25 protein-coding genes and 2 pseudogenes are annotated in these 24,434 nt (G+C 40.2%); 18 read left to right on the top strand and 9 right to left on the bottom strand.

What is annotated here, in order from left to right:
• The first annotated feature begins 13 nt into the window (after positions 1-13).
• The 3 genes from modA to AAV96_RS07710 are packed head-to-tail and all read left to right on the top strand — an operon-like array spanning position 14 to position 2,086.
• Positions 14-772 (top strand): molybdate ABC transporter substrate-binding protein, encoded by a 759-nt coding sequence (gene modA / locus AAV96_RS07720; RefSeq protein WP_227505830.1) that lies wholly within the window; start codon positions 14-16, stop codon positions 770-772.
• Positions 773-779: 7 nt separating this feature from the next.
• The gene (gene modB, locus AAV96_RS07715; protein ID WP_023274499.1) at positions 780-1,466 is read left to right on the top strand and encodes a molybdate ABC transporter permease subunit; all 687 of its coding nucleotides are present in this window, start codon (positions 780-782) and stop codon (positions 1,464-1,466) included.
• A gap of 2 nt (positions 1,467-1,468) precedes the next feature.
• Positions 1,469-2,086, top strand: a complete 618-nt coding sequence (locus AAV96_RS07710; RefSeq protein ID WP_046738889.1) for an ATP-binding cassette domain-containing protein — start codon at positions 1,469-1,471, stop codon at positions 2,084-2,086.
• Here the strand turns inward: AAV96_RS07710 and AAV96_RS07705 are convergent.
• The gene (locus tag AAV96_RS07705; protein ID WP_046738888.1) at positions 2,081-2,347 is read right to left on the bottom strand and encodes a metal/formaldehyde-sensitive transcriptional repressor; all 267 of its coding nucleotides are present in this window, start codon (positions 2,345-2,347) and stop codon (positions 2,081-2,083) included. The two genes, AAV96_RS07710 and AAV96_RS07705, sit on opposite strands and share 6 nt — an antisense overlap.
• A gap of 56 nt (positions 2,348-2,403) precedes the next feature.
• On the opposite strand from AAV96_RS07705, the gene dmeF reads away from it, so the two are divergent.
• Positions 2,404-3,357 (top strand): CDF family Co(II)/Ni(II) efflux transporter DmeF, encoded by a 954-nt coding sequence (gene dmeF / locus AAV96_RS07700; RefSeq protein ID WP_046738887.1) that lies wholly within the window; start codon positions 2,404-2,406, stop codon positions 3,355-3,357.
• A 47-nt stretch (positions 3,358-3,404) separates the two neighbouring features.
• Here dmeF and chrA read toward each other — a convergent pair whose 3' ends face one another.
• Together chrA and AAV96_RS07690 are read right to left on the bottom strand one after the other, a co-directional pair.
• Positions 3,405-4,754 (bottom strand): chromate efflux transporter, encoded by a 1,350-nt coding sequence (gene chrA, locus AAV96_RS07695; protein WP_046738886.1) that lies wholly within the window; start codon positions 4,752-4,754, stop codon positions 3,405-3,407.
• A 2-nt stretch (positions 4,755-4,756) separates the two neighbouring features.
• A complete protein-coding gene (locus tag AAV96_RS07690; RefSeq protein ID WP_046738885.1) occupies positions 4,757-5,680 on the bottom strand; it encodes a chromate resistance protein ChrB domain-containing protein in 924 nt (307 codons plus the stop codon).
• A gap of 216 nt (positions 5,681-5,896) precedes the next feature.
• Here AAV96_RS07690 and tauA point away from each other — a divergent pair, with 216 nt between their 5' ends.
• From tauA to tauD, 4 genes are read left to right on the top strand one after another with little or no spacing between them, the layout of a single operon-like run.
• Positions 5,897-6,937, top strand: coding sequence for a taurine ABC transporter substrate-binding protein (gene tauA / locus AAV96_RS07685; protein ID WP_171249137.1), 1,041 nt, complete (start codon positions 5,897-5,899; stop codon positions 6,935-6,937).
• 9 nt (positions 6,938-6,946) lie between these two features.
• Positions 6,947-7,738 (top strand): taurine ABC transporter ATP-binding protein, encoded by a 792-nt coding sequence (locus AAV96_RS07680; RefSeq protein ID WP_046738883.1) that lies wholly within the window; start codon positions 6,947-6,949, stop codon positions 7,736-7,738.
• Complete coding sequence (gene tauC / locus AAV96_RS07675; RefSeq protein ID WP_046738882.1) at positions 7,735-8,616, top strand: taurine ABC transporter permease TauC; 882 nt, start codon at positions 7,735-7,737, stop codon at positions 8,614-8,616. Before AAV96_RS07680 ends, tauC begins: the two co-directional genes overlap by 4 nt.
• A 16-nt stretch (positions 8,617-8,632) precedes the next feature.
• The gene (tauD, locus tag AAV96_RS07670) at positions 8,633-9,478 is read left to right on the top strand and encodes a taurine dioxygenase (protein ID WP_046738881.1); all 846 of its coding nucleotides are present in this window, start codon (positions 8,633-8,635) and stop codon (positions 9,476-9,478) included.
• A gap of 328 nt (positions 9,479-9,806) precedes the next feature.
• Here tauD and AAV96_RS07665 read toward each other — a convergent pair whose 3' ends face one another.
• Entirely contained in the window at positions 9,807-10,847 is a 1,041-nt protein-coding gene (locus AAV96_RS07665) for an AraC family transcriptional regulator (RefSeq protein WP_046738880.1), read from the bottom strand.
• 118 nt (positions 10,848-10,965) lie between these two features.
• On the opposite strand from AAV96_RS07665, the gene AAV96_RS07660 reads away from it, so the two are divergent.
• The 3 genes from AAV96_RS07660 (at position 10,966) to AAV96_RS07650 (ending at position 15,405) form a co-directional block, all read left to right on the top strand.
• Positions 10,966-12,714: a neutral/alkaline non-lysosomal ceramidase N-terminal domain-containing protein gene (locus AAV96_RS07660; RefSeq protein ID WP_046738879.1), complete on the top strand. Its 1,749-nt coding sequence runs from the start codon at positions 10,966-10,968 to the stop codon at positions 12,712-12,714.
• Positions 12,711-13,997 (top strand): D-arabinono-1,4-lactone oxidase, encoded by a 1,287-nt coding sequence (locus tag AAV96_RS07655; protein ID WP_046738878.1) that lies wholly within the window; start codon positions 12,711-12,713, stop codon positions 13,995-13,997. Before AAV96_RS07660 ends, AAV96_RS07655 begins: the two co-directional genes overlap by 4 nt.
• A 244-nt stretch (positions 13,998-14,241) precedes the next feature.
• Positions 14,242-15,405: an alanine racemase gene (locus AAV96_RS07650; protein ID WP_046738877.1), complete on the top strand. Its 1,164-nt coding sequence runs from the start codon at positions 14,242-14,244 to the stop codon at positions 15,403-15,405.
• Between the two features lie 53 nt (positions 15,406-15,458).
• Here AAV96_RS07650 and AAV96_RS07645 read toward each other — a convergent pair whose 3' ends face one another.
• From AAV96_RS07645 to AAV96_RS07635, 3 genes are all read right to left on the bottom strand, one after another.
• Entirely contained in the window at positions 15,459-15,827 is a 369-nt protein-coding gene (locus AAV96_RS07645) for a hypothetical protein (protein WP_046738924.1), read from the bottom strand.
• 148 nt (positions 15,828-15,975) lie between these two features.
• Positions 15,976-17,217 (bottom strand): OmpP1/FadL family transporter, encoded by a 1,242-nt coding sequence (locus tag AAV96_RS07640; protein ID WP_046738876.1) that lies wholly within the window; start codon positions 17,215-17,217, stop codon positions 15,976-15,978.
• Between the two features lie 238 nt (positions 17,218-17,455).
• Positions 17,456-17,896 carry a universal stress protein gene (locus AAV96_RS07635; protein ID WP_004661051.1) on the bottom strand — a complete coding sequence of 147 codons (441 nt, stop codon included), beginning with the start codon at positions 17,894-17,896 and terminating at the stop codon, positions 17,456-17,458.
• Between the two features lie 213 nt (positions 17,897-18,109).
• Between AAV96_RS07635 and AAV96_RS07630 the strand changes: the two genes are divergently transcribed.
• Positions 18,110-18,400, top strand: coding sequence for a hypothetical protein (locus tag AAV96_RS07630; protein ID WP_046738875.1), 291 nt, complete (start codon positions 18,110-18,112; stop codon positions 18,398-18,400).
• Between the two features lie 108 nt (positions 18,401-18,508).
• Entirely contained in the window at positions 18,509-19,000 is a 492-nt protein-coding gene (locus tag AAV96_RS07625) for a DUF2505 family protein (protein ID WP_004661054.1), read from the top strand.
• 44 nt (positions 19,001-19,044) lie between these two features.
• Here AAV96_RS07625 and AAV96_RS07620 read toward each other — a convergent pair whose 3' ends face one another.
• Entirely contained in the window at positions 19,045-19,248 is a 204-nt protein-coding gene (locus AAV96_RS07620) for a hypothetical protein (RefSeq protein WP_046738923.1), read from the bottom strand.
• Between the two features lie 131 nt (positions 19,249-19,379).
• Here AAV96_RS07620 and def point away from each other — a divergent pair, with 131 nt between their 5' ends.
• Together def and AAV96_RS07610 are read left to right on the top strand one after the other, a co-directional pair.
• Positions 19,380-19,862 carry a peptide deformylase gene (gene def, locus AAV96_RS07615; protein WP_046738874.1) on the top strand — a complete coding sequence of 161 codons (483 nt, stop codon included), beginning with the start codon at positions 19,380-19,382 and terminating at the stop codon, positions 19,860-19,862.
• A 154-nt stretch (positions 19,863-20,016) separates the two neighbouring features.
• Positions 20,017-21,334 (top strand): annotated as a pseudogene (locus AAV96_RS07610) (glutaminase); the annotation flags it as partial.
• Here AAV96_RS07610 and AAV96_RS07605 read toward each other — a convergent pair.
• Complete coding sequence (locus AAV96_RS07605) at positions 21,304-22,092, bottom strand: AraC family transcriptional regulator (protein ID WP_046738872.1); 789 nt, start codon at positions 22,090-22,092, stop codon at positions 21,304-21,306. The pseudogene AAV96_RS07610 and the gene AAV96_RS07605 overlap by 31 nt on opposite strands.
• A 106-nt stretch (positions 22,093-22,198) precedes the next feature.
• Between AAV96_RS07605 and AAV96_RS07600 the strand changes: the two genes are divergently transcribed.
• The 3 genes and pseudogenes from AAV96_RS07600 to AAV96_RS07590 form a co-directional block, all read left to right on the top strand.
• Positions 22,199-23,419, top strand: a complete 1,221-nt coding sequence (locus tag AAV96_RS07600; protein WP_046738871.1) for an MFS transporter — start codon at positions 22,199-22,201, stop codon at positions 23,417-23,419.
• Between the two features lie 286 nt (positions 23,420-23,705).
• Positions 23,706-23,993: a hypothetical protein gene (locus AAV96_RS07595; RefSeq protein ID WP_046738870.1), complete on the top strand. Its 288-nt coding sequence runs from the start codon at positions 23,706-23,708 to the stop codon at positions 23,991-23,993.
• Positions 23,994-24,059: 66 nt separating this feature from the next.
• A pseudogene (locus tag AAV96_RS07590) lies at positions 24,060-24,434 on the top strand (hypothetical protein); the annotation flags it as partial.

Below are 24,434 nucleotides of genomic sequence, written 5' to 3'. Positions count from 1 at the left end.
CATGTCGATCAATATGAAAGCGATCCGTGTTTTATGTACTATCTTTGGTTGTAGCGTATTTTCTAGTAGCAATGTTTTTGCGAATGAGTCTGTAACGGTCTATGCCGCAGCAAGTTTGACCAATGCGGTGAATGAATTAGATGCAATCTACGAACAAAAAAATAAAGTTGAAGTAAAGACTTCTTATGCGGGTTCTTCAACGCTGGCTAAGCAGATTGAAGCAGGTGCGCCAGCTGATGTATTTATTTCGGCAGATGTGCAATGGATGGATTATTTACAGAATAAACAATTGTTATCAGCAAGTGATCGTGTGAATTTACTGGGTAATCGTCTAGTGGTGATTACCCCGAAAGACCACCCGATTAAATTGAAAATAGATAAAAGTTTTGACCCTACCAAAGTTGTTCAAGGTAAACTCTGTACTGGCGATACCAAAAGTGTGCCCGTGGGTAAGTATGCAAAGCAAGCGCTTACATCATTAGGATGGTGGGATAAACTTGAGCCACGTTTGGTGGAAACAGAAGATGTGCGAGCTGCTTTGAATTTTGTAGCGCGTGGTGAATGTCAGGTGGGTATTGTGTATGCGACTGATGCTGCAATCAGTAAAGATGTTGTGGTCGCAGGTATATTCCCTGAGAATACGCATCCACCGATTATTTATCCGATGGGTCTCGTCAAGAAGAATGCTGAGTCGATGAAATTCTATAAATTTTTACAAAGTAGTCAGGCAAAGACAGTATTTAAAAAATATGGTTTTAGCGTACTCAAGTAACTGAATCATGATGCTGACTCCTGAAGAACTCGATGTACTCAAGCTGTCATGTAAAGTGGCAGCAACCTGTCTTATCTTTAGTTTGATTCCTGCTATTTTGATTGCTTGGGTTTTGGCTCGAAAAGAGTTTTGGGGAAAATCACTGTTTGAAACGGTGGTGTTTTTACCTTTGGTTTTACCTCCAGTCGTACCAGGCTATTTGCTGTTGCAGCTGTTTGGCAATCGAGGACTTTTGGGGCAATACCTTGCACCATTGGGTTTAGAATTTGCGTTTAATTGGAAAGGGGCTGTGTTGGCTTCCGCGGTGATGGGCTTTCCGTTATTGGTACAATCAATTCGACTCGCCATTGAACTGGTCGACCAGCGCTTAGAAATGGCTGCAAAAACGTTAGGTGCATCCTCCTTCGGGGCATTTATGCAGGTGACATTACCTCTTGCCAGTAGTGGTATTTTGGTGGGGAGCATTTTATGTTTTTGCCGAAGTTTGGGTGAGTTTGGTGCGACCATTACTTTTGTCGGCAATATTGCCAGTGAAACACGGACACTGCCTTTAGCGATGTATAGTCTAATGCAGCAGCCTGATACAGAAGCCGCAGTATGGCGATTGATTATTTTGTCTTTGTCTGTGGCATTTTTTGCGTTGTGGTTTGCGCAATGGTTCAATCGTTATCAAAAAAATAAGCGTGGGCATTAACGATGATTGATTGTCATATCCAACTCAAACAAGGGCAATTTGATCTTGATCAACGCTTTCAGTCTGATCAGCCCGTGATTGGTTTATTTGGAGCTTCTGGTTCAGGCAAAACCACGATTTTACATAGCATTGCAGGTTTAGTTACGCCGCAAGCAGGTTGGATCAAAATCAAAAATCAAACATGGTTTAATCAGGCACAGAAAATTAATCTGACTACACAACAACGTCGTATTGGTCTTGTCTTTCAGGATGCGCAGTTATTTCCGCATAAAAACGTTAGGCAAAATCTATTGTTTGGATTTAAGCATATTCAACCGCAGCAACGTCAGTTTGAACTGGACTATATTATTGAGTTACTCAAGTTAGAACATCTGATTGAGCGAATGCCCATCAAGCTCTCAGGAGGGGAAAAACAGCGTGTCGCATTGGGACGAGCATTGCTGTATTCGCCACAATTGTTGTTATTAGATGAGCCACTTTCTGCATTGGATGCAGCACATAAAGCAGAGATCATTCCTTTTTTTCAAAGGGTCAAACAGGAATTAGGTATTCCAATGCTATATGTCAGTCATGATAAATCTGAGATTGAGCAGCTCACTCATGAAATTTGGTATCTATAAATAGCGCTGTAATAAAGCCAGAAATTTCTGTACTTCCTCATCATTGACGTGATCAACGTCTTTTAATACATGCTCTTTCAAGTGCAATTCCATCAGTTGATTCATTAAACCATTGACTGCACCTTTGACCGCAGCAACTTGCTGTAATACCTCTATACATGAACTTTCAGGATTTAATAAGGACTTTTCTACCGCCGTGATTTGTCCTTGAATCCGTTTCACACGATTTAAAATTTTCTTGTCATGGTGTAGATGAGACATACTTTTTTTCCAAAAAAATATATACTGAGGGGGAGTATATTTAAAAGCTAAAACAAATGCAGCATACTAACCTAGAACGCCGTCATTCTCATCAGTTTGATCAAGGAAATCCTTTAGCACAAAAAAGAATTTTAATTGCCACGATCTTGACTGCCATCATGATGGTGTTTGAAATCTTAGGGGGCTGGCTGTTTAATTCAATGGCATTGCTTGCTGATGGTTGGCATATGAGCTCGCATATGTTGGCTCTAGGTCTGGCTTATTTTGCTTATCGAATGGCACGTCATTATGCCGATGACCCACGCTTTAGTTTTGGGACATGGAAAATAGAAATACTCGCAGGTTATAGCAGTGCGATTTTGCTGATGGTGGTTGCTTTATTGATGGGGATTCAGTCCATCGAACGATTATTTCATCCTGTCACGATTCATTTCAATGAAGCTATTCCGATTGCAATCATTGGGCTGATCGTCAACCTGATCTGTGCATGGTTACTACATGAGGGTGGGCATGAACACCATCACCATCATCATTCACATGAGCATCATCACGACGATCATTATCACCCACATGATCACCATCATCATGATTTAAATCAAAAAGCCGCATTTCTACATGTGGTTGCGGATGCAGTGACTTCCGTGCTCGCAATTATTGCCTTATTTGCTGCGAAATATTTTAGCTGGAATTTTTTAGATGCCTTGCTTGGAATTATTGGTGCATTACTGGTTGCCAAATGGTCTTGGGGATTAATTCAAGAAACAGGTAAAACCTTATTAGATGCTGAAATGGGGCACCCAGTGGTACAAGAAATAAAGAATGTAATTGCCCAACTTCCACAGGTAGAAATCACAGACTTACATCTATGGAAAGTCGGAAGAGGCAAATTTTCTTGTATTCTTGGACTGGAAACAGCGATGTCTGATCTAAATCCTGATCAAGTCAAAGTTGCATTGGCAATTCATGAGGAAATTGTGCATGCGTCAGTGGAAATTCATCATATTGAATAGATTGGAATAACTAGAGTTGATCAGTGAATCAACTCTAGTGCGAATTTTTATACAAATAGGTATAGAACTAAACCACAAAGTGCAGAAGCGAAAATCACATAAAGCACATTGATTTGGAATTTAAACAGCGCAATCATTGCAGCAATTGTGATGATTGCCGCTTCATAATTAAAAGCGTGATCGAAACCCTGTGGCCACAACACGTGATAACTAAAGAACAGTGCCAGATTGAGAATAACCCCAACAACAGCAGCAGTAATTGCAGTGAGTGGTGCTGTAAATTTAAGTTCATTATGGGTGGATTCAATAATCGGAGCACCTGCGAGAATGAATACAAAGGAAAATAAAAAAGTAAACCATGTAACAATGACAGCACCGAATGCACCTGCCAAAAACAGATGATCTGCACCTAATAAGGCATGGTTAAAGCCCCCTAAGAATCCAACGAATGCAACCACCATAATCAGTGGACCTGGGGTACTTTCACCCAATGCCAGCCCATCAATCATTTGAGTTGGACTGAGCCATGCATAGTGATTCACCGCACCTTGATAAACATAAGGTAATACAGCATAAGCCCCACCAAAAGTCAGTAATGCAGCTTTGGTAAAGAACCATGCCATTTGGGTATAAGCATGTTGCCATCCTAAGCTCATGGTTAAACTGATAATTGGGATACACCATAACAATGCTGCGATAACGAGGATTTTAGTCAGTTGAGTCCAACGAAAAATAGCATGAGCAGGAGGAGGTGTATCATCGTCAATCAGAGCAGCACCATAATGTTTTTGCTTACTTTGATGAGCGCTTTGAGCTGCAAATAAATGCGGTTGCTTCTTGCTGAGTAAATAGCCCAGTATTGCGGCACTTAATACAATCAATGGAAACGGAACATTGAAGAAGAAGATCGCGATAAAAGCGGCAGCGGCAATCAAATATAAGAAATTATTTTTGAGTGAACGACTGCCAATACGATAGGTTGCATGAAACACAATCGCCGTGACCGCAGGTTTGATGCCGTAAAATAATCCAGCAATAATCGGCACATCACCAAACTGAACATAAATCCATGACAGGGCAATTAGAATAAATAAAGAAGGAAGAACAAACAGAATGCCTGCAACTAAGCCACCTGCGGTTCGATGCATCAACCAACCAATATAAATGGCGAGTTGTTGTGCTTCAGGGCCAGGTAAAAGCATGCAATAGTTGAGTGCATGTAAGAATCTTTTTTCAGAAATCCAGCGCTTTTGTTCAACCAATTCTTGGTGCATCACGGCGATTTGACCTGCTGGCCCACCAAAACTAATAAAGCCTAATTTCAGCCAGAATAAAAAGGCTTGCCAAAAAGAGATGCTTGCTATGGGGTTGTCTGGTGGATTGATCTGTTGTTGCATGACTATTCTCGAAAAAAATTGGCATATAAGCCATCAAAAACGTAATTGGATAATTCTAATAATTGCTGATCATCTTGGATTTTACTTCTTAATCCCTGAATCACTTTCTCAATTCCAATGGCTTCAGGTGGTTCAACACCACCAACATCAAGAAAATGCACAATCTCTGCAATTTTCTTTAATGCAGGTTGCTGATGCAGTGAGAAGCTATGCAACAGCACTTCAAAGGTAACCAAATGCTCAATATGGCTAAACGTGGCACCATCAAAGTCAAAGCCTAAAGCCGATGATGGGCAGTCTGTTGGAGCTTCTAGCCATAGAAACGTTGCATGAGGGTCAATAAAGTTTTGAATCAGCCAAGCCGAGGCTAAGCGGTCAATCCAAGGTCGTTTTCGAGTCGCCCATACTCTGTTTTGAAAATTTTCTTGTAGTAGGGGCTGGATATTGCCTTGGCTCATCTGTGGTTCATTGATCTCACCTAGACGTAGAATAATTTGTTCAAGGCTATTTATTTCATTGCTGGTCTGTGTTTTGGCTTCAGTTGGAAAAAAGTCAATTTCAATGAGTGAATCAAGGTTTTTGCGTAATTTACGAATCTGTTTTAGGGATTCTTTTTTATTGATTTCATTTAGATTTTCTCTTAACCCAATCAATTGCTGATAAAGCAAATCATATTCATCTTTGCGACTAAACATTTCAGCCAAATTGAGCTGTTCTGTCGAAGTCGTTTGAAAAATATAGGCTGTACCATGCTCTGAAATGAGGTCATTCGCGATTGGTGTAAATTTTTCTGAATGCTCAGCAGGTAAGAGGTAAACACCGTCTCTGAGTGTTGCTGCGCCACTTGCTTTAATTGACCGCCATACTCGCATACGGGCAGTGGTGCTTTGAGTGGGGAGTGATGAAATGAGTAATGATATATTCATGTAATATACTTAACAAATTTGTTATATATATTACATATAAAATTAATTTTATAAATCTAAAAATTGCATATATTCATGTGTTTTATATCGAAGTGATTTGAAAAATAGATGACAGAAGTCCAATTATTTTGATTTTTATATCTTAAAAAAACATAAATAACGCATTTTTTCTTATTTTTAATCATAAAGCATGCCGTATACCATAAGTCTATATTGTTGAAAGATCATCTAATTATGGGCATTAATAACACCAAGCCGTTAATTGTTACAGCGATCGTCCTTGTGGCGATTGTTGCTTTTATTGTCTATCAAAATCAAAAAGATGCTGCACCTGTTCAGTCTAAAAACAAAAAAGCGGTGGTGATTGCCTATCAGACTGGTGTAGATCCAACCAAGGTTTCACAAGCCAATGGTGATTATGAACGTGATAGTAATCAAGCAATTCAATGGCGTAAATTTGATGCAGGTTCAGATGTGGTCAATGCATTGGCTTCGGGTGATGTGGTGATTGGGAATATTGGTTCTAGTCCTCTGGCTGCAGCTGCAAGTCGTGATTTACCAATTGAAGTCTTTCTGGTGACGGCTAAATTAGGTGGTTCAGAGGCATTGGTGGTGAGTAACAAATCAGGCATCAAAAACCCTCAAGATTTGATTGGCAAAACCATTGCTGTACCCTTCGTTTCAACCACACATTACAGCTTATTGTCAGCTTTAAAGCATTGGAATATTGCAGATAATCAAGTCAAGATTATTAACTTACGTCCACCTGAAATCACTGCCGCTTGGGAGCGTGGTGATATTGATGCGACTTATGTTTGGGAACCTGCGTTAAGCAAAGTCAAAGCCAGCGGCCATGTCTTAACAGACTCAAAACAAGTCGGCGAGTGGGGCGCACCAACTTATGATTTATGGGTGGTTCGTAAAGATTTCGCTGAGAAAAATCCAGAGTTTTTAAAGGCCTTTGTACAAACCAGCTTGAAACAAGTTGAGGCGTACCAGAAAGATCCAAAAGCATTTGAGCAGAATGCTGACCATATCCAGAAAATCGCGCAACTGACGGGTTCTGATGTAAAAGATATTCCATTGTTGCTTTCAGGAAATATTTATTTGGATCGTCAGCAGCAACAAGCGACTTTATCAGGTGAGTTTGCCAAAAATATTTTCGACACCGCAACTTTCTTAAAGAGCCAAGGCAAGGTCGATCAAGTGAAGCCTGATTATCAAGATAATGTGACCACCAATTTCTTACAGCCATAGGAGATCGAAATGAGCGTATTAGCTGCGGAGCATCTTCATTTAACTTTTCCAAAGCAGACCGTACCTGTCTTGCAAGATATCAATCTCAAGATTGAAGAAGGTACGTTGACTGTGATTTTGGGCGAGTCGGGTTGTGGGAAAACAACATTGCTGAATATTCTGGCGGGTTTTCAAAAGCCAAGTTCAGGTCAAATTACACTGGACCATGAAGTGGTGACTGCACCTGATGCGCGCCGTTCGGTGGTGTTTCAGGATCATGCTTTACTACCTTGGTTAAATGTCTCTGAAAATATTGGTTTTGCTTTACAGCTTAAGGGTTTAAAAGCGCAAGAGATTCAGCAGCAAGTCGATGTAATCTTAAAAATCGTGGGTTTAAGCCATGTCGCTCAAGCCAATATTTGGGAATTGTCGGGTGGTATGAAGCAACGGGTGGGGATTGCACGTGCATTGGTGAGTCATGCTGCGTTTATTTTGTTGGATGAACCTTTTGCTGCGCTTGATGCCTTTACCCGTGAAACAATGCAGCAGTTGGTGCTGGATTTGTGGATTGAACAAAATAAGTCTTTCTTCTTGATCACGCATGATATTGAAGAAGCTTTGCTACTGAGCAATCAATTGGTATTGATGACTGCTCGTCCTGGAAAAATTGTCGAAACTTTAAAACTAGATTTCGCTGATCGTTATAAGCAGGGTGAATCGATTCGTGCGATTAAATCCGATCCGAGATTTATTCAATTACGTGAGCAACTGTTTGAACGCCTACGTGTGCAGAAACAAGCAGGGCATGAGGTAGCTGTATGACGGGTCAAGCAAAAAATACAGCCTATGAGGTGAGTAAGGTCGAGGAACTACAATCGACAAACCAAGCACAGTCGGGTTCGTTTTTTAGTCCAATTGGTGCTTTTTTTACACGCCATCGTAGTTTAGCGCTGAGCCTTTCCAGTGTCTTGAGCGTATTGGTGATCTGGTATTTGATCACGGCATTAAAAATTGTCCCAAGCCTATTCTTACCGAGCCCACAAGCAGTATGGCAAAAATTTCTAGAAGTCAGCCAACAAGGTTTTATGAAAGCCACTTTATGGCAGCATTTGGCCGCGAGTATTTCTCGTGTTTTGTTGGCTTTAGTGGCTGCGATTGCGATTGGTGTACCTTTGGGTTTATGGATGGGATTGAACAAATGGGTACGTGCCGTACTGGATCCTTTGGTTGAATTATTGCGCCCGATTCCACCGTTGGCTTATTTACCTTTATTGGTGATCTGGTTCGGCATTGGTGAAACCACCAAAGTACTTTTGATCTTCTTTTCGATCCTTGCCCCTGTGATTATCAGCAGTACCCATGGTGTGCTGAGCCATCAGCTCAATCGTGAACGTGCAGCCTTATCGTTAGGGGCAAGCCAATCACAAGTGTTTTGGCATGTGATTCTGCCGACCGCGTTACCGCATATTTTAACGGGTATTCGTATTGGTCTTGGCGTGGGTTGGTCAACTTTGGTGGCTTCGGAATTGGTCGCAGCAGATCGCGGTATTGGTTTTATGGTGCAATCTGCAGCACAGTTCCTGATCACGGATACCGTAGTGCTGGGCATTATTGTTATTGCGATTGTCGCTGTTAGTTTTGAATTGTTTTTGCGTTGGTTACAGAAGCAATTATCTCCTTGGTATGGCCAACAGTTATAAGTGTGAGCAGTAGAAGATGACCTTAAATATTGAAGTTATTAAACCAACAATCGGTGCAATTATTCACGATGTTGATTTAAACACGGCTGATGAAAATACTACGCAACAAATTCAACAGGCTTTGCTGGATCATCATGTGATCTTCTTCCGCAATCAGCAACTTGCACCTCAGGCGCAAGCGGAGTTGGCACGTAGTTTTGGTTCTTTGCATATTCATCCCATTTATCCATCCGTAGCAAATGTACCTGAAATCATTGTATTGGATAGTTGGAAACAAGACTTACGTGACAATGAACTTTGGCATACCGATGTGACTTTTAGCCAGAAACCGCCATTGGGCTGTGTCTTACAAGCCATCAAGATTCCACCTGTTGGTGGTGATACACTTTGGTCGAGTGGGGCAGCGGCATTTGCAGCCTTGGATCAAGGTTTGCAGCAAAAGCTAAAAGGCTTAACCGCCACGCATGATATTCGTCAGTCTTTCCCGATTGAGCGTTTTGCGCATAATGATGTTGAGCGTCAAAAGCTGGAAGACACATTTAAGCGTAATCCACCCGTTGTTCACCCTGTGGTGAGAACACATCCTGTAACGGGTCAGCCAATTTTGTTTGTGAGCGAAGGGTTTACCACGCGTATTAATGAGCTGGATGAGACTGAAAGTGCTGAATTGCTACAGTACTTATTTGCGCATGCAACTAATGAGCAGTTCCATTTGCGTTGGCAGTGGCAAGCGGGTGATGTGGCGATTTGGGATAATCGTTGTACGCAGCATAAGGCTTTATTTGATTATGGTGAGGCGCATCGAATTATGCATCGTGCCACGATTAATGGTGATGTACCGTTTTATCAAGCAGCAAGTTAAAATTTAGTTTTAGATAAAAAGCTTGGGTAAAATCCTGAGCTTTTTATTTTATAGTTCGATCGTCTTTGTGGAATCTTACGGAGATCTCATCCTATTTGGGGATAAGCCTTCAGCTGGAGTTACTTTTGTTTCGGCAAAAGTAACCAAAACCATTGTCATCCACAAAACCCATCTTCTTTCGGCATCTCTTTAAATTAATCGCAGAAATAGCATTTGATTAATCTCACGCAGGTTGTGGATGACGTGTAGCACCAGTGATTCCAGAGAGAAGTTCTTTATACAATGCTAGATAGCACCAATTAATTAATCCAGAATTTTAAAAGTATATTTAATTAAGATGAGCCTCTTGTTTGTAAACTGAAGGCGCTTGTCCCGTCCAGCGTTTAAAGGCACGTCGGAATTCACGTAATTCGCTAAAGCCCAGTTGCAGGCTAATCTCACTTATAGATAGGTTCTGTTCGAGGAGTTGCTTGGCTTTACGTTCCAGTACATTTTGCCGGATTTGTTGAAAACTCAAGCCCTCTGCTAATAATTGCCGTCGTAAATGGCGTTCGCTGATCCGTAAATGTTCAGCAGCGTGCTGCATCTCAAAACGCTCAGGTAAATATTGTTCAATCAAATGATCAAGTAAATGGACATAGCCGACTTGATTGAGCTGATCTATTTCTTTTAAGGCCTGTTCACAGATTTGGATAGCAGTTGCGTAATTAGCGGGACTATAATTTTTTAAGCTGCGTTGCAACAGGCGGTGACTAAAACGCATGATATTTTTATCACAGTTAAACTGAATGGGGCAGCCAAAGAGATCGTGATATTGTTGTTGATAGTCGCTTGGGAAATAGCTGAGTTCAAGACTGATGACATCATCATGATCGCCTAGCATCGCGTTTAAACAAGTGATGATACTGCTAAATAATTCATCATAGAAAAAGGCTTTGAGTTCATTGCAGGGATAAGGTTCGGTGACTTCCAATTCACAAAGATCAGCGTGGATAGAAAAGTCGATATTCAAGACACTGCCAGAAATACGATGATAACGTAGCGCAATGTCTAAGGCATCTGCAACTGTTTTACAGGATTGCATGGCAAAACCCAAAATCCCCATAGAGATCAGACCTTCGCTACTGCCAAGCTTTAAGCCGAGGTTAGGTTGTTGATAGGTGGCCATGGCTTGACCAACCACATCACAGAGTTGGCTAAAACGAACCACAGCTTGGGTTTGCTGTATTTGTGCAATGTCTAAACCTGAATTCTGAAACCATGCAGCATAATCCCACTGCTGTTGTTCTGCATAATGGATCAGGCTCGCCAGAATGGTGGGTGGAATAAATTGCTGTTGATCATTTTTATCGCTGCTACGTATAGGCATAAGTCCGTTTTGCCCCCCAAAAAAAGTGTCTTTAACCCTGTTTGGTATCGCATAATTTTGATTAACTTTCAACATGCTTTAACACAGTTAGAAAAAGAATTGAGAAAGGGACGCGCCAATGTATCAAGTGGGTTGGGACAAGCAGCAAATCAAAATTACACCGAAAGGCTATGCCATGTTTGGTTATGGGCAATGGTCACATCGGGCCTATGAGCAGCGCACAGCTTTATTTGCACGTAGCGTGAGTATTGTCGATTCATCCGATCATCGACTGCTGCTTTGTTGTCTTGATTTAGGTTGTATTACCCATGCCATGCGCAGCCAAACGGTAGCGCGACTCACGCAAATCATAGGTAGGACATTTGATGAAAATCAACTGGTGTTAATGGCAACCCATACCCACTCTGGGCCTGGTGGTTGCGGTTATGAAGCTTTATATAATATGCCAACACCCGGTTTTGTGCCTGAGCATCTCAGTGCAATTGTCGATGCGATTGTACTCAGTATTCAAAATGCGATTGCGTCTGAACAAGACACCGAGATTCTCTTGGGAACACAACATTTTTCAGAACATACCGCTGTGGCGTGGAATCGTTCGATCAAAGCCTATAATCGTAATCCAGAGGTTTTGCCACGCACTGATGCCGAAACGCATTTGGCTTTGAATCGTGAAATGCAATTGCTTGGTTTTTATCGTGAACAAAAATTGCAGTCCTTTATTTCATTATTTGGGGTACATGCGACTTGTTTGGGAAATTCCTTAAAAGCCTATGATGGCGATAACAAGGGTTATGCAGCTGCATTTTCTGAGCAGGCTTTAATTGAGCAAGGAGTTGATAATCCAGTCACGATTTTTGCCCAAGCAACCGCTGGGGATGTATCACCGCATTTCCATGGTAAAGATCAGCTCAAGATTCGCAATCAAATTAAAGGTGAGCAGGAGTATCAATATGCGCAACAAAATGGGCGTTATCAGAGTGAATTGGCTTTAACTAGCTTACAGGGGAATATTGCTAAAAATTTGCAAAAAGTCGAAGGCAAGATCGATGCTGTTTTGAGCTATGTAGACCTGAGTAATATTGAGATTCCAGATGAGTTTGCAGCGGGTCAAAAGCATGCCAAGACCAGCCAGCCTTGTCATGGCACCGCATTTTTTGCAGGCACGCCTGTCGATGGTTTAGGTGCACCCAAACCCTTAATTATGGGGATGCAATTTTTAGCGGATCAATTTCGAAAACAAAAAATCAAACGTCCCAAAGCAGCTGATTTTTTAGACTATCAGCAGCTGTATGCATCTCAAGGGCCGAAACGGATTTTACTGGAAGCAGGCGCCAAAAAGATTCTAGGTCAACCGATTGGTTTTCCGCCAAGTATTCTTGATCCGCTGATTGCAGAAATGAACCGACAAGTGAAAGCAGGGGCGATTCTACACAGTCCTTTAGTCCCAAGTGTGGTTCCCTTACAGATTGTACGATTAGGATCGTTAGCGTTGGTCTGTTGTCCTGGTGAATTTACCACTATTGCTGGGCAGCGGGTGGTTGATACAGTCAAACAGATGCTTGCCGCACAGGCTTCGATTGAAAGAGTTTGGTTAGCATCGTACTGCAATGATTACATGGGTTATGTCACCACCTATGAAGAATACCAAGTGCAGGCGTATGAAGGTGGGCATACCTTATTTGGTCAATGGACATTGGCAGCCTGTCAGAGCAAGTTCCATGGCTTAGCAGAACAATTATTGTTAGAAAAAGATAAACGTCATTACGATGAAATGACACGACCACCGCATATTCCAGCGCAGGAACTCGCAAAACGCAGTAATCATGGCAATTTAAAAACTGCCGTTAGCCAAGGAGAGGCAGTATGAGTGATTTAACACAAGGTATTTGGTCAAACTGGTCTGGTTTTCAAAAATCTATGCCGCAACAGATTTTGCAACCTGCCAATATTCAAGAACTACAGGCTATTGTTCAGGCGCAGAAAAAAATACGGGTAGTCGGTGCTGGGCATTCTTTTACGCCGTTGGTGTGTACTGATGCAACCTTATTGTCTTTGGACCATATTGCGGGAATTGCATCGACTGATCTTGAGCGATGTCAGAGTAGTATTTATGCAGGCACACGCTTATATGACCTAGACCAACATTTACAGCAGCAATCCCTCAATCAGGCTTTAATGAATCAAGGAGATATTGATCAGCAAAGTCTGGCGGGTGCAGTCTCTACAGGCACACATGGCACAGGTGCAGATTTGCATTGTATTTCAGCCTATGTTGAAGCTTTTGAGCTATTGACGGCTTCGGGTGAAATCCTAAAATGTAGTCGCACAGAGCATCCTGAAATCTTTGCCGCAGGGCGAGTCTCTTTGGGTAGCTTAGGCATCTTGACCCAAATCACTATGCAAAATCGTCCGCGCTATAAACTCAAAGAACATATTGAGCTTTGTCCTGTAGAAGACATGATGCAGCATATTCAGCAATGGAAGCATCAGCATCGACACATCGAATGCTTTGTGTTTTCCCATGAAAAGCAGTTAATGCTGAAAACCTTGGATGAGACCGATGAAGCGGTTTTGCCTCGTAAGGAAAATTTCCCATCGGATGATACTTTACTGACTTTATGCTCAGAGCTGACCAAAAACTTTCCTTCGTTGAATCCTTATTTACAGAAGCTACTCGGCATTTTTGTTAAACCGACGACCTATATCGATTGGTCGAGCAAGATATTTCCAACACCACGCAATACCAAGTTCAATGAAATGGAGTATCAGATTCCTGTTGATCAAGGGATTGCCTGTCTGGATGAGGTGCTACACGCATTGAGAAGTTATAACGTAGCCACATTTTTTCCGCTCGAATTCCGCTTTGTGAAGGGTGATGATATCTGGCTTAGTCCGTTTTATCAGCAGGATTCCATTTCGATCTCGGTTCATCAATATCATAAGCAAGACCCGCGTTTGATTTTTGATGTGGTTGAGCCAATCTTGCAAAAATATAAAGGGCGTCCGCATTGGGGTAAAATGCATCAAATGAACAAGACACAGCTTCGGGCTTTATATCCCAAGTGGGATGATTTTATGGCTTTGCGTCAGCAGCTTGACCCAGAAGCCAAGTTTTTAAACCCCTATCTGGAAAAGCTGTTTTTAGGTTAAATCAAATTTTTATGAGTTGAAAGTACTTAACGGAATCATATCGAGTTCTCATCCAATTAAGGGTGAAGCTTTCAGTTAGATTTACTTTGCTTTCGCCCTGAGAAGTATTTCAAGCTTCCCAAGATGTATTTAAACGCTTGGCTTTGCCAAAGCTTTAGTCACTTTGGCTTGCTCAGGTTGTAGATGACACTCCCTCGTATAAGATAGTTTTTTAGGATCACGATTAAATAAAAAAGGTATCGCCATGTTGGATCATTATTTTAAACAACTCAATCTCGACCTGAAAAAACAGGGGATTGCGACTCCGCAACTCATTATTGATGAAGCGGCTTTAAAACAAAATATCCAGCATGTTCAGATTCGTCTTGCTCATGCCAAACATTTACAAGCACGTTTGGTGGTGAAGTCATTAGCGAGCCTAGACTTACTCAAATTGTTATCTGAGCAGATCAATACCCAACGTTTTATGGTATTCCATCAACCACATATTATTTCAATCTTAGAAAATTTTGCTGAAGCCGATATCTTGTTGGGTAAGCCGATTCCCGCTCAAGCAGTCCATCAATTTTTTGATCAGCATACAGAATGGTCAAATGCCAACATTCAGTGGCTGATTGATAGCAAGCAACGCTTACAGCAATATTTGGAGATTGCGCAGCTCTATTCGCTCTGTCTAAAGGTGAACATTGAAATTGATGTGGGTTTACACCGTGGTGGCGTGCAATCAGCAGCACAAATGGTCGAAATCTTAAAGTTGATTCAACAGTATCCGCAGTATTTAAAGCTTTCTGGTTTGATGGGCTATGATGCACATATCACTAAAATTCCAGCCATCATTAAAAAGCCTGAATTGGCTTATCAAAGCTCGCAGCAGACCTATGCCGATTACCAAAAGCTAATTAAACAGCAGTTCCCAACGCTTTGGAGGGATGAGCTTTGTTTTAATGGTGGCGGCAGTCCAACCTTTAGCTTTCATACGACTGAAAGTGTCTGCAACGATTTGTCTTTTGGTTCAATGCTATTAAAACCTAGTGATTTTGACAGTGATTTTTTAAGGGCATTACAACCTGCATTCTGGATCGCTGCACCTGTATTAAAAATATTGCCATTTACTCAGCTTCCTTCAATGTCTTTATTGGATAAATTGCCACATAAATGTAAGGCGCTGTTTATTTATGGTGGCTATTGGCTGGCTAATTATGTCTATCCTGATCAAGCACATACCCACGTATTGTACGGGCGCAGCAGTAATCAGGAATTGGTTAATGTACCCAAGAATTGTGATATTCAGGTCGATGATTTTGTGTTTTTAAGGCCAACGCAGAGTGAAGCAATTATTCCTCAGTTTTCCAAATTAAAGCTGTATCGCAATCATGCTTTTGAGACATGGCAAACGTTTAGTGAATAACGGTATTGCGATTACCAATATTCGAACTAAAAGCTTGCCGTGTATTTTGAGCCTTAAAATAAATCGCTTAAATGGCAGCTTTTCGCTTCAGTTAGATTGTCAATCGAATCGACCAATAGAATATTAATATCTTTTTCGCTTTTATACGCTGCGATTACTTCTGCATAAATCGGCTGTTTTAGTTTCGTGGCTTTGGAGAGGAAACCTGATACCACCTTTTGCATAGACCAGTCTGCATCTTTGAGCACATATTCATTCTGTGCAATATCGCATCGCGTTAAAATGGCTTTGTTATCCTTTATCGTTAAGGTGCCAATAAAAATATCCATATTTTCTTTGGGATCAGTCGGATTGGCATAAGTGGTAAAAGGAAAAACTAAGCTAGATATAAATATTGAAAAGACAAGAGAGATTTTTTTCATTGGATTTTTCCCAGAGATTGCACTCATTATCATAATAATGTTGCCGAGATTCTAAACTAATCCGTTGATTGAATGTCAGAAAATAGCCAAGTAGGGGGCAAGAACTGAAGTAGATCAAGTCCCTACTTAGTATGATGAGAGCGAGTGACTAAAAGCGATAGCCAATTTTTAGGCCATAAGCGATCGCGCTGTTGTTTTTAAAGTCAGCTTGTTCAGCAATCGGTTTAATCCCTGGCACAGGAATATAATAGGTGCCGTCTTCTGCGACTGCATCACCTAACCAGAAGTATTTAACCCCAGCGGCAATAAAGTAGTTCGGTGCAGGATTGAACTGTGCGCCTAAGCCAACACCCCAAGACCCTTTGGTTGGATTCAATGTGGATGCAGGGTCACCTGTACCCGAGTCCCAACTGACATCCGTCGATGCACTCCATTTTTCAGTAAACTGATGTCCCAGTCCGACATTCACCGTCCACTGATCTTTCTGATAGCTGTCTAAATCAAAACCACCTGTATATGAACCATTACTGACTACGCCAGTGAGATATTCAGTAACTGCACCAAATTGAGTAGGGCGAATATGAAAATCTTTCCAGTTGACCCAACGTAGATTGGTATAGAGTAGTGTGTCTTTATACACACCTGTTTGAAAATCAATATTCACCGATTGTGGTGTTGAAATTCTGGTTTTATTTGGTGTCGTCGCTTCCAATGGTTGACCGAACTGGGTCTCAGTCACTTGCATGTCGTGGTCGATTTTGGAGCGATAGGTTAGCGCTGCCTTTAAGGCAATATCAGGAATTTGATAACTCAAACCTGCCAACCAACCGACCGCATGATTCTTTTTAAATTCGGCATCATAGCCATTAAAGGCGACACTGTAGGAATTACCACGCAGTGTCACATCACCTTTGACCGATTGATAGACAGCTCCGCCATAGACTTGAAAATTGCTAAAAGGATTGACACCTAGAATCATGCTGATGCTTTCGGTATCGACATTGACAGATGTACCTTGCTGGGTAAATTCATTATCTGAAAAGGTATTATTCGATTGCATCGGATACGTAATATCAGCACCAAAAGGTTGATCATAGAGCAGACCAAAACTGATTCGATCCGTCAGCTGTAGTTTGAGCGCGGCACTATAATATTGGAAGCTATTGCCCATATTGCCTGAGTTAAGATTGTTCTTATCATTGACCAGTTCTGGACGATTACGAATTTTTCCTGAAATGTCAGCATCAACAGCTATGGCATTGACCTCGACATAATTGCCATTTTCCAGAAAAGGGAGAATGGATTGTCCTGATTGATCCAGAGCTGCTGCGTGGTTAAATGTACTCATGCACATTCCACACAGAGCAATCACCAGTGGATTGAGTTTCATATTGATCATCCTTGTAAAACCGTGTCTTATTCTTAAACATGCTGTTTTTATTGACGGTCATCTTCTCGCTTTCATTGGAAAGTGAATGCAATGCCTTAGTTTGAGTGAAACATCTTTTAAATATATGGAATAGGGTTGGAGATCATCAATATGGGGGGCAAGGCGGTCATATCTATAAATTTTAGGCAATAAAAAACCTTATACTGATGCATAAGGTTTTTTCAATTCAAGCAAATCGTTATTGTTTCACAATCAGCACAGGAATATGGGATTCAGTTAAAACAGCACGCGCTACACTACCCAGTAATAAGCGTTTTACACCTGTACGACCATGTGAACCCATAATAATCAGATCCGCACCGACTTCATCAGCGACAAAAATAATTCCCTCACTCGCTGCACCATGCTGAATTTTGGTTTGAACCTCAATTCCATCGCGAATGAAAGATTGAGAAATATCTTGTAGTTGGGTTTTAGCATGCGCTTCAGCCTGCATAAAATGATCGGTAATGGCTGGTGCAACTTGATAAAAATCAACACCGACATATGGATCAACAGCCACCACGCTGAGTACAGTCACTTTTGCCCCTGATAATTTTGCTAAAGACAGTGTATGTTCAACTGCTGCATAAGAAATTGGAGAATCATCAACAGCGACTAAAATATTTTGATAAGACATATTTACTCCTTATAGTTTATCGTTGTAAAAGATAAAAGTATAAGCAGTTGATAACACATTGAACCCACTCTAGCAAATGGGACGATCATCTAAAACCTATGATAACGCTGAAAATAATCTAGAAATATAGGAAATCCCTCAGCAAAATATGGGTCTAAGAGAATCTCTGTATTTTTGTAATTTTTCTTCATATTTATAGGCATAGGAACATCCGTGTTACTCAGTTTAGAAGCATTCAAACAACAAAAATTTGATCAAATCGCAGCAAAAATTATGGCAGATCCAGAGAGCTATCTCGCATTTGACTCAGTTTCAGATTTTTATAAAGCTGAATGGTTAGATGAGTTCCCACAAGGGACGACATGGTCTGCTACAGGATTTGATGATGGCGCTGAGCAGTTTTATGCAGTCATCGAATATGGTAATCACTATCTCTATATCAACCGAACGGAACGAGTAACGGTAAAATTAGGTATAAGACATCATTACAATAAAAATTATTAATCCGATTAGTCACGAATATTTACGTGTTCACATTTTGTGATTCAAATGAGAATGATATACTTTGCCGCGATGATAAAACCCTAATTAAAACTAAACGGAAATTTAAAAATGGCACATCAATTTACGGTAAATGAAACAATTCACGGTGTTTCAATTGAAGATTTTTCAAGACTGGTTGCTGATACTTCATTGCATGAAGCAGTATGTAAGCGTATTCCGGGTGAGAACTTAGAAATTATTGAATCTGCTGTAAAAGGTGATATTTATACCTTACGTCGTGAATATAATCTTGATGTAAATATCCCAGATGTGGCTAAAAAATTATTAAAAAATGCATTTCGTTTAAAACGTTCTGATATTACTGATTTAAAAAATTTAACCTCAACGGTAGAGCTAGGTGCAAACTTACCTTTAGAAGCCAAAGCTGAACGTAAAGTGACTGGGAATAGTGAAAAAGTAGAAATTGCATTGACGTGGAATGTAAAAGTCAAAGTGCCTTTGATTGGTGGTATGTTAGAAAGACATGCTGAAGGCGAAATTCGTAAATTTAGCCAACTTGAAATTGAGATTGTAGAAGAAGAATTAAAGAAAAATCTATAATTCTGAATAGATTGAAAACTCTCCGTAAGGGGAGTTTTTTTATTTTAGAAACGAAGAAAATAGGGCAATATTGAGATAACCACACCGATGACACTTAATAAAGTCGTACTTTCGATAAAATGCGGATAAATCATCAGAACTAAACCACAAACTAAAGGTACGGTCATTTTTTGCTTTTTGCCATACATAAAATAGCCTAAGCCAATCGAGCCAAAGATGACACCTAGAAAAAGTTGAGTTGCATTCATTGTGTTTTGCCATACGTTATTTTTATCGCGCATATATTAAGACAGTATTCTTAAATGAAAATTATGGCAGCTCAACCTAATATCAAATAGTATGTAATTCACTATCTGGTCAAAAATAATAAGGTCATCTAATGAGTGTGATTTTACCTGTAGCACAACGAGGTGAGGGTGTTTTAGAACTTCAAGCTACTCCTGTCGCAGCAAGTGAATTTAATAGTGAATGGTTAATGCAATTAGCTTCAGCAATGCACCGTACCATGCTTGAGCGCAATGGTGTCGGAATTGCAGCGCCACAAGTTTATATTTCCAAACGTGTGATCATCGTTGCTTCGCGATCAAATCCACGTTACCCCGATGCACCTGAAATGGATGCCGTGGTGATGGTCAATCCTGAAATATTAGAGTTTTCTCAAAGTACCTGTTTGGGTGAAGAAGGTTGTTTGAGTGTGCCGGATGAGCGTGGGCAGGTTGAACGTGCTCAGGCAATTAAATTGCGTTATTACACTTTACAAGGTGAAGTGATTGAAACAATTTACGAAGGATTTCCTGCCCGCATTGTGCAGCATGAGGTCGATCATTTAAATGGGATATTGTTTGTAGAACGCGTGAGTTAGGTTTATTGGTTAGAGATTAAAAATATATGGTGAGCCTCAACAATTGCTTGAAACATTAAAAATATTACAAAAGCTATAATTTGAATATTATCAGTACCCTGTATCATGAAATTTAATTTATATGAACACTTTAAATCTCTAAAGGCAGACAACCATGAAAACGCCTCTTCCTGATTATTTGGCACACGTAATTGATGCCTGTGATACTGATAATAGTGGTCGTCTAGCCGATTATATTCCTGAGTTAGCCAATGCCAATCCCAATCGGTTGGCTTTGGCATTATCTACTGTAGATGGTGAAATCTATTCGGTGGGCGATGATGAGATCGAGTTTACGATTCAATCCATGTCTAAACCTTTTACTTATGCATATGTGCTACAAAAGCTTGGAATAGATGCGGTATTAGACAAAGTGGGCGTTGAACCTTCTGGCGAAGCATTCAATGAGATTTCTCTTGGGAACGATCGCCGTCCTAAAAACCCAATGATTAACTCAGGTGCAATCACCACACATTCATTGATTCCAATCAAAGAAGGGCTACAAGGCGCAGAAATTCTACGTGAGTTTATGAGCGAACTGGCTGGACGTGAACTACGTTTTGATGATGCTGTCTATCAGTCCGAGGTAAAAACTGCCTATCGTAATCTTTCGATAGGGTATATGTTGCGAACTGTCGGGATTTTGGAGAGCGATCCTGTTGATATTGTGAATGGCTATATTCGTCAGTGTTCGATTTTGGTCACGGTGAAAGATCTCGTTCGTATGGGAAGTGTTCTTGCCAATGGTGGGGTTGATCCTAAAACAGGTAAACGATTATTGAATCGTGCAGTGGTACGCCAAGTCCTTAGTGTGATGATGAGTTGCGGTATGTATGATGCTGCTGGTGATTGGCTCACGACGGTTGGTATCCCAGCCAAAAGTGGTGTGGCAGGTGGGATATTGGGTGTATTGCCGGGGCAGGTCAGTATTGCGGCTTTTTCACCAAAGTTAGATGAACATGGTAATAGTGTTCGTGGTATTGATATTTTAGAACGGTTATCACGTGACATGGGCTTACATTTGATGGAAGGCACATCTTCTGCACAAACCATTGTACAAAGCCATTATCTGACAGGAAAAAATGCGTCATTAAGTGTGTATGTGCTGCGCGGAGTATTGAAATTTACTGAAGCTGAAATGTTGTTACGGACTTTGCAGTGTGAACCTGTGAATAAGAATACAATCGTGATTGATTTGAGCCAGATTTCACTGATTCATGATGTAGGTAAACGGATGTTTTTAGAGGGGATTGATCGTTTAATTGATGATGGTCATACCTTGCTTTTGGTTGACCCCGAACAGCGTTTGGATCATGCACGAACCCATAAAGATCGAATATTGCATGTTTATCAAAATCTAGAGGATTTGATTGAGAAGCATAAAGAATTATAAAAGGAGAAGTTATTTATCTATTTTATTGGTTCGAAATTGCTGTGGTGTTTTACCTAAATGTCGTTTAAACATTGCACTAAACGCACTTGGATTGGTATAGCCAAGTGCTTCAGAAATCTGTGAGATTGACTCACCATAGGAAATCTTACTCAGTGCATGAGCAATATGCATCTGCTGAATCCATGCGCGATAAGACAGTCCCGTTTCTTTTTGAAACATACGCATTAAGGTTCTTGAACTTGTCCCAATCTCATCTGCCCAATAAGTCAAATCTTTGCAATGCTTAGGTGAATGTAACAGTGCTTGACAGATTTTTAATAGACGTCTGTCTTTGGGCCAAGGGATTTGAATGGGAATTAGATTGGCACTATGAATTTCTTCAAAAATTAGAATTTGTAACGCTTCTGAAATATCCTGAGATGAAATAAGGTTTGGCGCATTTACTTGTGTGATTTGATTAAGTCGAATCAACAATTCATGCAACAAATTACTGACGCGAATAATAAAACATTCTTTGCCCATTAATGCTGCGGCACTCACTTCAACGAGGGCAGTATTTAGCTTGACGTGACTCAGTGAAATGACACTATGTTCAACATTTGCAGGAATCCATAAGGCGCACATCGGCGGAACTAGCCAGACATTATTAGGTGTGAAAACTTGGATGTTTCCCGTTGAAGCATATAAAAATTGTGCTCTGGTATGGGTATGTGTGGATGTGATCTCATGATAAGTATGTTCAGAGGACAATCCAATGACCAATTCAGATTGATCAGACTGAATAAGAGATTCGTGCATAATCTAAGCTAAAATTTGTCATTTATACGATAATTATTGGAAGATAACCTTATAAACGACAAATTACAATAAGCGTCTTATCTAAAGATATTGGAGTTTTTCGGATATGACGTCTTCAATACAGTTGAATGATGGTATTGCAAATACTGCTACAAATGAGCAACCTCAAGGTATGATCATGAAAATCGTTGGTGCTGTGGCTTTTGCACATTTACTTAATGATTTAATTCAAGCAGTTTTACCCGCCATTTATCCCATGCTTAAAGCAAACTTTGCACTCAGTTTTGCGCAAGTCGGGCTGATTTCCTTTGTGTATCAGATTACGGGTTCGCTGCTTCAGCCTTGGATTGGACTGTATACTGATAAACATCCAAAACCATATCTTTTACCATTAGGAATGATGGTCACATTATGCGGTATTTTACTACTCGCATTTTCTCCAAGTTTTAGCGTATTGTTGCTCGCATCTGCACTTATCGGCGTAGGTTCTGCAACCTTTCATCCTGAAGCTTCGCGTGTGGCGAGAATGGCATCGGGTGGACGTTTTGGTACAGCTCAATCGACCTTTCAGGTCGGCGGAAATACAGGCACTGCAATTGGACCATTATTGGCTGCTTTAATTATTGTGCCTTTTGGACAACATGCGGTTGCATGGTTGGTGGTATTTTCACTATTAGCGATTTGGGTTTTGTTAGGAGTAAGTCGATGGACCATTAGCCATGCAAAAAACTCATTTGCTGCAAAGGTCAATCAAGCACAAACCAAGTTGCATGGTCGCCAATTAATCATTGCTCTAACTACTATTAGTGTATTGATGTTCGCCAAATTTACTTATATCGCGAGCATTAGTAACTATTTTACTTTTTATTTGATTCATAAGTTTCATATTAGTCTTCAAACGGCTCAATTACATTTATTTGTGTTTTTGGCAGCGGTTGCTTTGGGTACTTTTGCAGGTGGTCCGATTGGTGATCGAATTGGACGTAAAGCGGTGATTTGGGTGTCTTTTGTTGGGATGGCTCCGTTTGCTTTGATGATGCCGTATGCCAACTTGTTTTGGACAACGGTTTTGTCAGTGATCACAGGTTTAGTGTTGTCGTCTGCTTTTGCTGCAATGGTGGTTTATGCTCAGGAGGCTGTTCCGGGACGTGTTGGCATGATCTCCGGTTTAATGTTTGGCTTGATGTTTGGTGTCAGTGGTATAGCAGCAGCAGGGCTTGGTCATTTGGCTGATGTGAATGGAATCGAATGGGTATTTGGTTTATGTTCTCTTTTACCGTTACTTGGATTTGCAACGGTATTTTTACCAAATACCAAAGTTAAATAGTTCATTTATATTTAAGTCTCTCAGTTCTGAAGGATTGAGAGATTCTCACTAAATCTTTAGAAACTAATAATCGAATTTTATTCACAGAAAAAAATTTATATGTAATTATTAAATTCTTATATATTTAAGATAAACTAATTAGGTGATTTATGAATTTAAAATTAATAAATATAAGTATATTGATAAGTTTGATTCTAACTGGATGTGGCAGTGAAAAGAAAGAAGAGAGTCAGTTTAAAAAAATGTGCTTATAATTTAAGCGGAAGATTTTAGTGATAAAATTAACATGGATTTAAAAGAGGGAGGTTATAGCTTAATTGCCAAAGGAAATGAGCCTGATGTAACTCTTTCTTTTTGGGAGTTTGATAAATTAAATGATCTTTTTTACGGAGATCTAAGACTTATATCGGAAAAGAAAAAAGCTAGTTTTGCTACGCTTGCTTGGGGAAGTAATTACAAATATAGTTTTTTATTCTGTATCAGTTATTTGGAATGTGCTGATAATACTAGTTATATATTTGACGAAGTTGGTCGAAAATTAAAGGTAAGTTTAAAAAAAATTCTAATCAACTGATTAGAGATTACGTAGAGGAAGTGGGGAGAGAGTGCAAGAGCTGTACCAGCAACTATTTCAGGTGATTTGGAATTCAAAATTCCATCTAACTGGCTAGCTTTCAATAAAAATCGATTTCCAGAAATAAAGAAAAAAGGAAGCCTAAAATTTGATGATCAAACTTATCAATTATCTGAGATAGATTCTGACGTTGTTTTCTATAGAGATGGTAGCGGTGAGTATATCGGTAGTGTAGACCATCTTAATTTTAAAAATGATGAAGAGACTATTAGTATTCATATTTACCAAGGTGTTGCAGAGAGTAGTTCATTCAAGGATACACGCTTAGAAATTATTAATTATAATAAAAAAGATAAATTAATTTTTTCCTTTGATGACTTTATTCCTGCTTCATTCATCACATGGGAAGATAATGGGAAAATATTATCAATTAATATGAAA

This window comes from Acinetobacter sp. AG1, from assembly GCF_001005525.1.
In the GTDB taxonomy this organism is placed as follows: Bacteria; Pseudomonadota; Gammaproteobacteria; order Pseudomonadales; family Moraxellaceae; genus Acinetobacter; species Acinetobacter modestus.
This window is presented reverse-complemented; position numbering and strand designations above follow the sequence as displayed.

Excerpts from the sequence above, each read along its gene's own strand:
- modA (WP_227505830.1), top strand. The coding sequence starts at position 14 with ATGAAAGCGATCCGTGTTTTATGTACTATCTTTGGTTGTAGCGTATTT.
- modB (WP_023274499.1), top strand. The coding sequence starts at position 780 with ATGATGCTGACTCCTGAAGAACTCGATGTACTCAAGCTGTCATGTAAA.
- AAV96_RS07710 (WP_046738889.1), top strand. The coding sequence starts at position 1,469 with ATGATTGATTGTCATATCCAACTCAAACAAGGGCAATTTGATCTTGAT.
- AAV96_RS07705 (WP_046738888.1), bottom strand. The coding sequence starts at position 2,347 with ATGTCTCATCTACACCATGACAAGAAAATTTTAAATCGTGTGAAACGG.
- dmeF (WP_046738887.1), top strand. The coding sequence starts at position 2,404 with ATGCAGCATACTAACCTAGAACGCCGTCATTCTCATCAGTTTGATCAA.
- chrA (WP_046738886.1), bottom strand. The coding sequence starts at position 4,754 with ATGCAACAACAGATCAATCCACCAGACAACCCCATAGCAAGCATCTCT.
- AAV96_RS07690 (WP_046738885.1), bottom strand. The coding sequence starts at position 5,680 with ATGAATATATCATTACTCATTTCATCACTCCCCACTCAAAGCACCACT.
- AAV96_RS07680 (WP_046738883.1), top strand. The coding sequence starts at position 6,947 with ATGAGCGTATTAGCTGCGGAGCATCTTCATTTAACTTTTCCAAAGCAG.
- tauC (WP_046738882.1), top strand. The coding sequence starts at position 7,735 with ATGACGGGTCAAGCAAAAAATACAGCCTATGAGGTGAGTAAGGTCGAG.
- tauD (WP_046738881.1), top strand. The coding sequence starts at position 8,633 with ATGACCTTAAATATTGAAGTTATTAAACCAACAATCGGTGCAATTATT.
- AAV96_RS07665 (WP_046738880.1), bottom strand. The coding sequence starts at position 10,847 with ATGCCTATACGTAGCAGCGATAAAAATGATCAACAGCAATTTATTCCA.
- AAV96_RS07660 (WP_046738879.1), top strand. The coding sequence starts at position 10,966 with ATGTATCAAGTGGGTTGGGACAAGCAGCAAATCAAAATTACACCGAAA.
- AAV96_RS07655 (WP_046738878.1), top strand. The coding sequence starts at position 12,711 with ATGAGTGATTTAACACAAGGTATTTGGTCAAACTGGTCTGGTTTTCAA.
- AAV96_RS07650 (WP_046738877.1), top strand. The coding sequence starts at position 14,242 with ATGTTGGATCATTATTTTAAACAACTCAATCTCGACCTGAAAAAACAG.
- AAV96_RS07645 (WP_046738924.1), bottom strand. The coding sequence starts at position 15,827 with ATGAAAAAAATCTCTCTTGTCTTTTCAATATTTATATCTAGCTTAGTT.
- AAV96_RS07640 (WP_046738876.1), bottom strand. The coding sequence starts at position 17,217 with ATGAAACTCAATCCACTGGTGATTGCTCTGTGTGGAATGTGCATGAGT.
- AAV96_RS07635 (WP_004661051.1), bottom strand. The coding sequence starts at position 17,896 with ATGTCTTATCAAAATATTTTAGTCGCTGTTGATGATTCTCCAATTTCT.
- AAV96_RS07625 (WP_004661054.1), top strand. The coding sequence starts at position 18,509 with ATGGCACATCAATTTACGGTAAATGAAACAATTCACGGTGTTTCAATT.
- AAV96_RS07620 (WP_046738923.1), bottom strand. The coding sequence starts at position 19,248 with ATGAATGCAACTCAACTTTTTCTAGGTGTCATCTTTGGCTCGATTGGC.
- def (WP_046738874.1), top strand. The coding sequence starts at position 19,380 with ATGAGTGTGATTTTACCTGTAGCACAACGAGGTGAGGGTGTTTTAGAA.
- AAV96_RS07605 (WP_046738872.1), bottom strand. The coding sequence starts at position 22,092 with ATGCACGAATCTCTTATTCAGTCTGATCAATCTGAATTGGTCATTGGA.
- AAV96_RS07600 (WP_046738871.1), top strand. The coding sequence starts at position 22,199 with ATGACGTCTTCAATACAGTTGAATGATGGTATTGCAAATACTGCTACA.
- AAV96_RS07595 (WP_046738870.1), top strand. The coding sequence starts at position 23,706 with ATGGATTTAAAAGAGGGAGGTTATAGCTTAATTGCCAAAGGAAATGAG.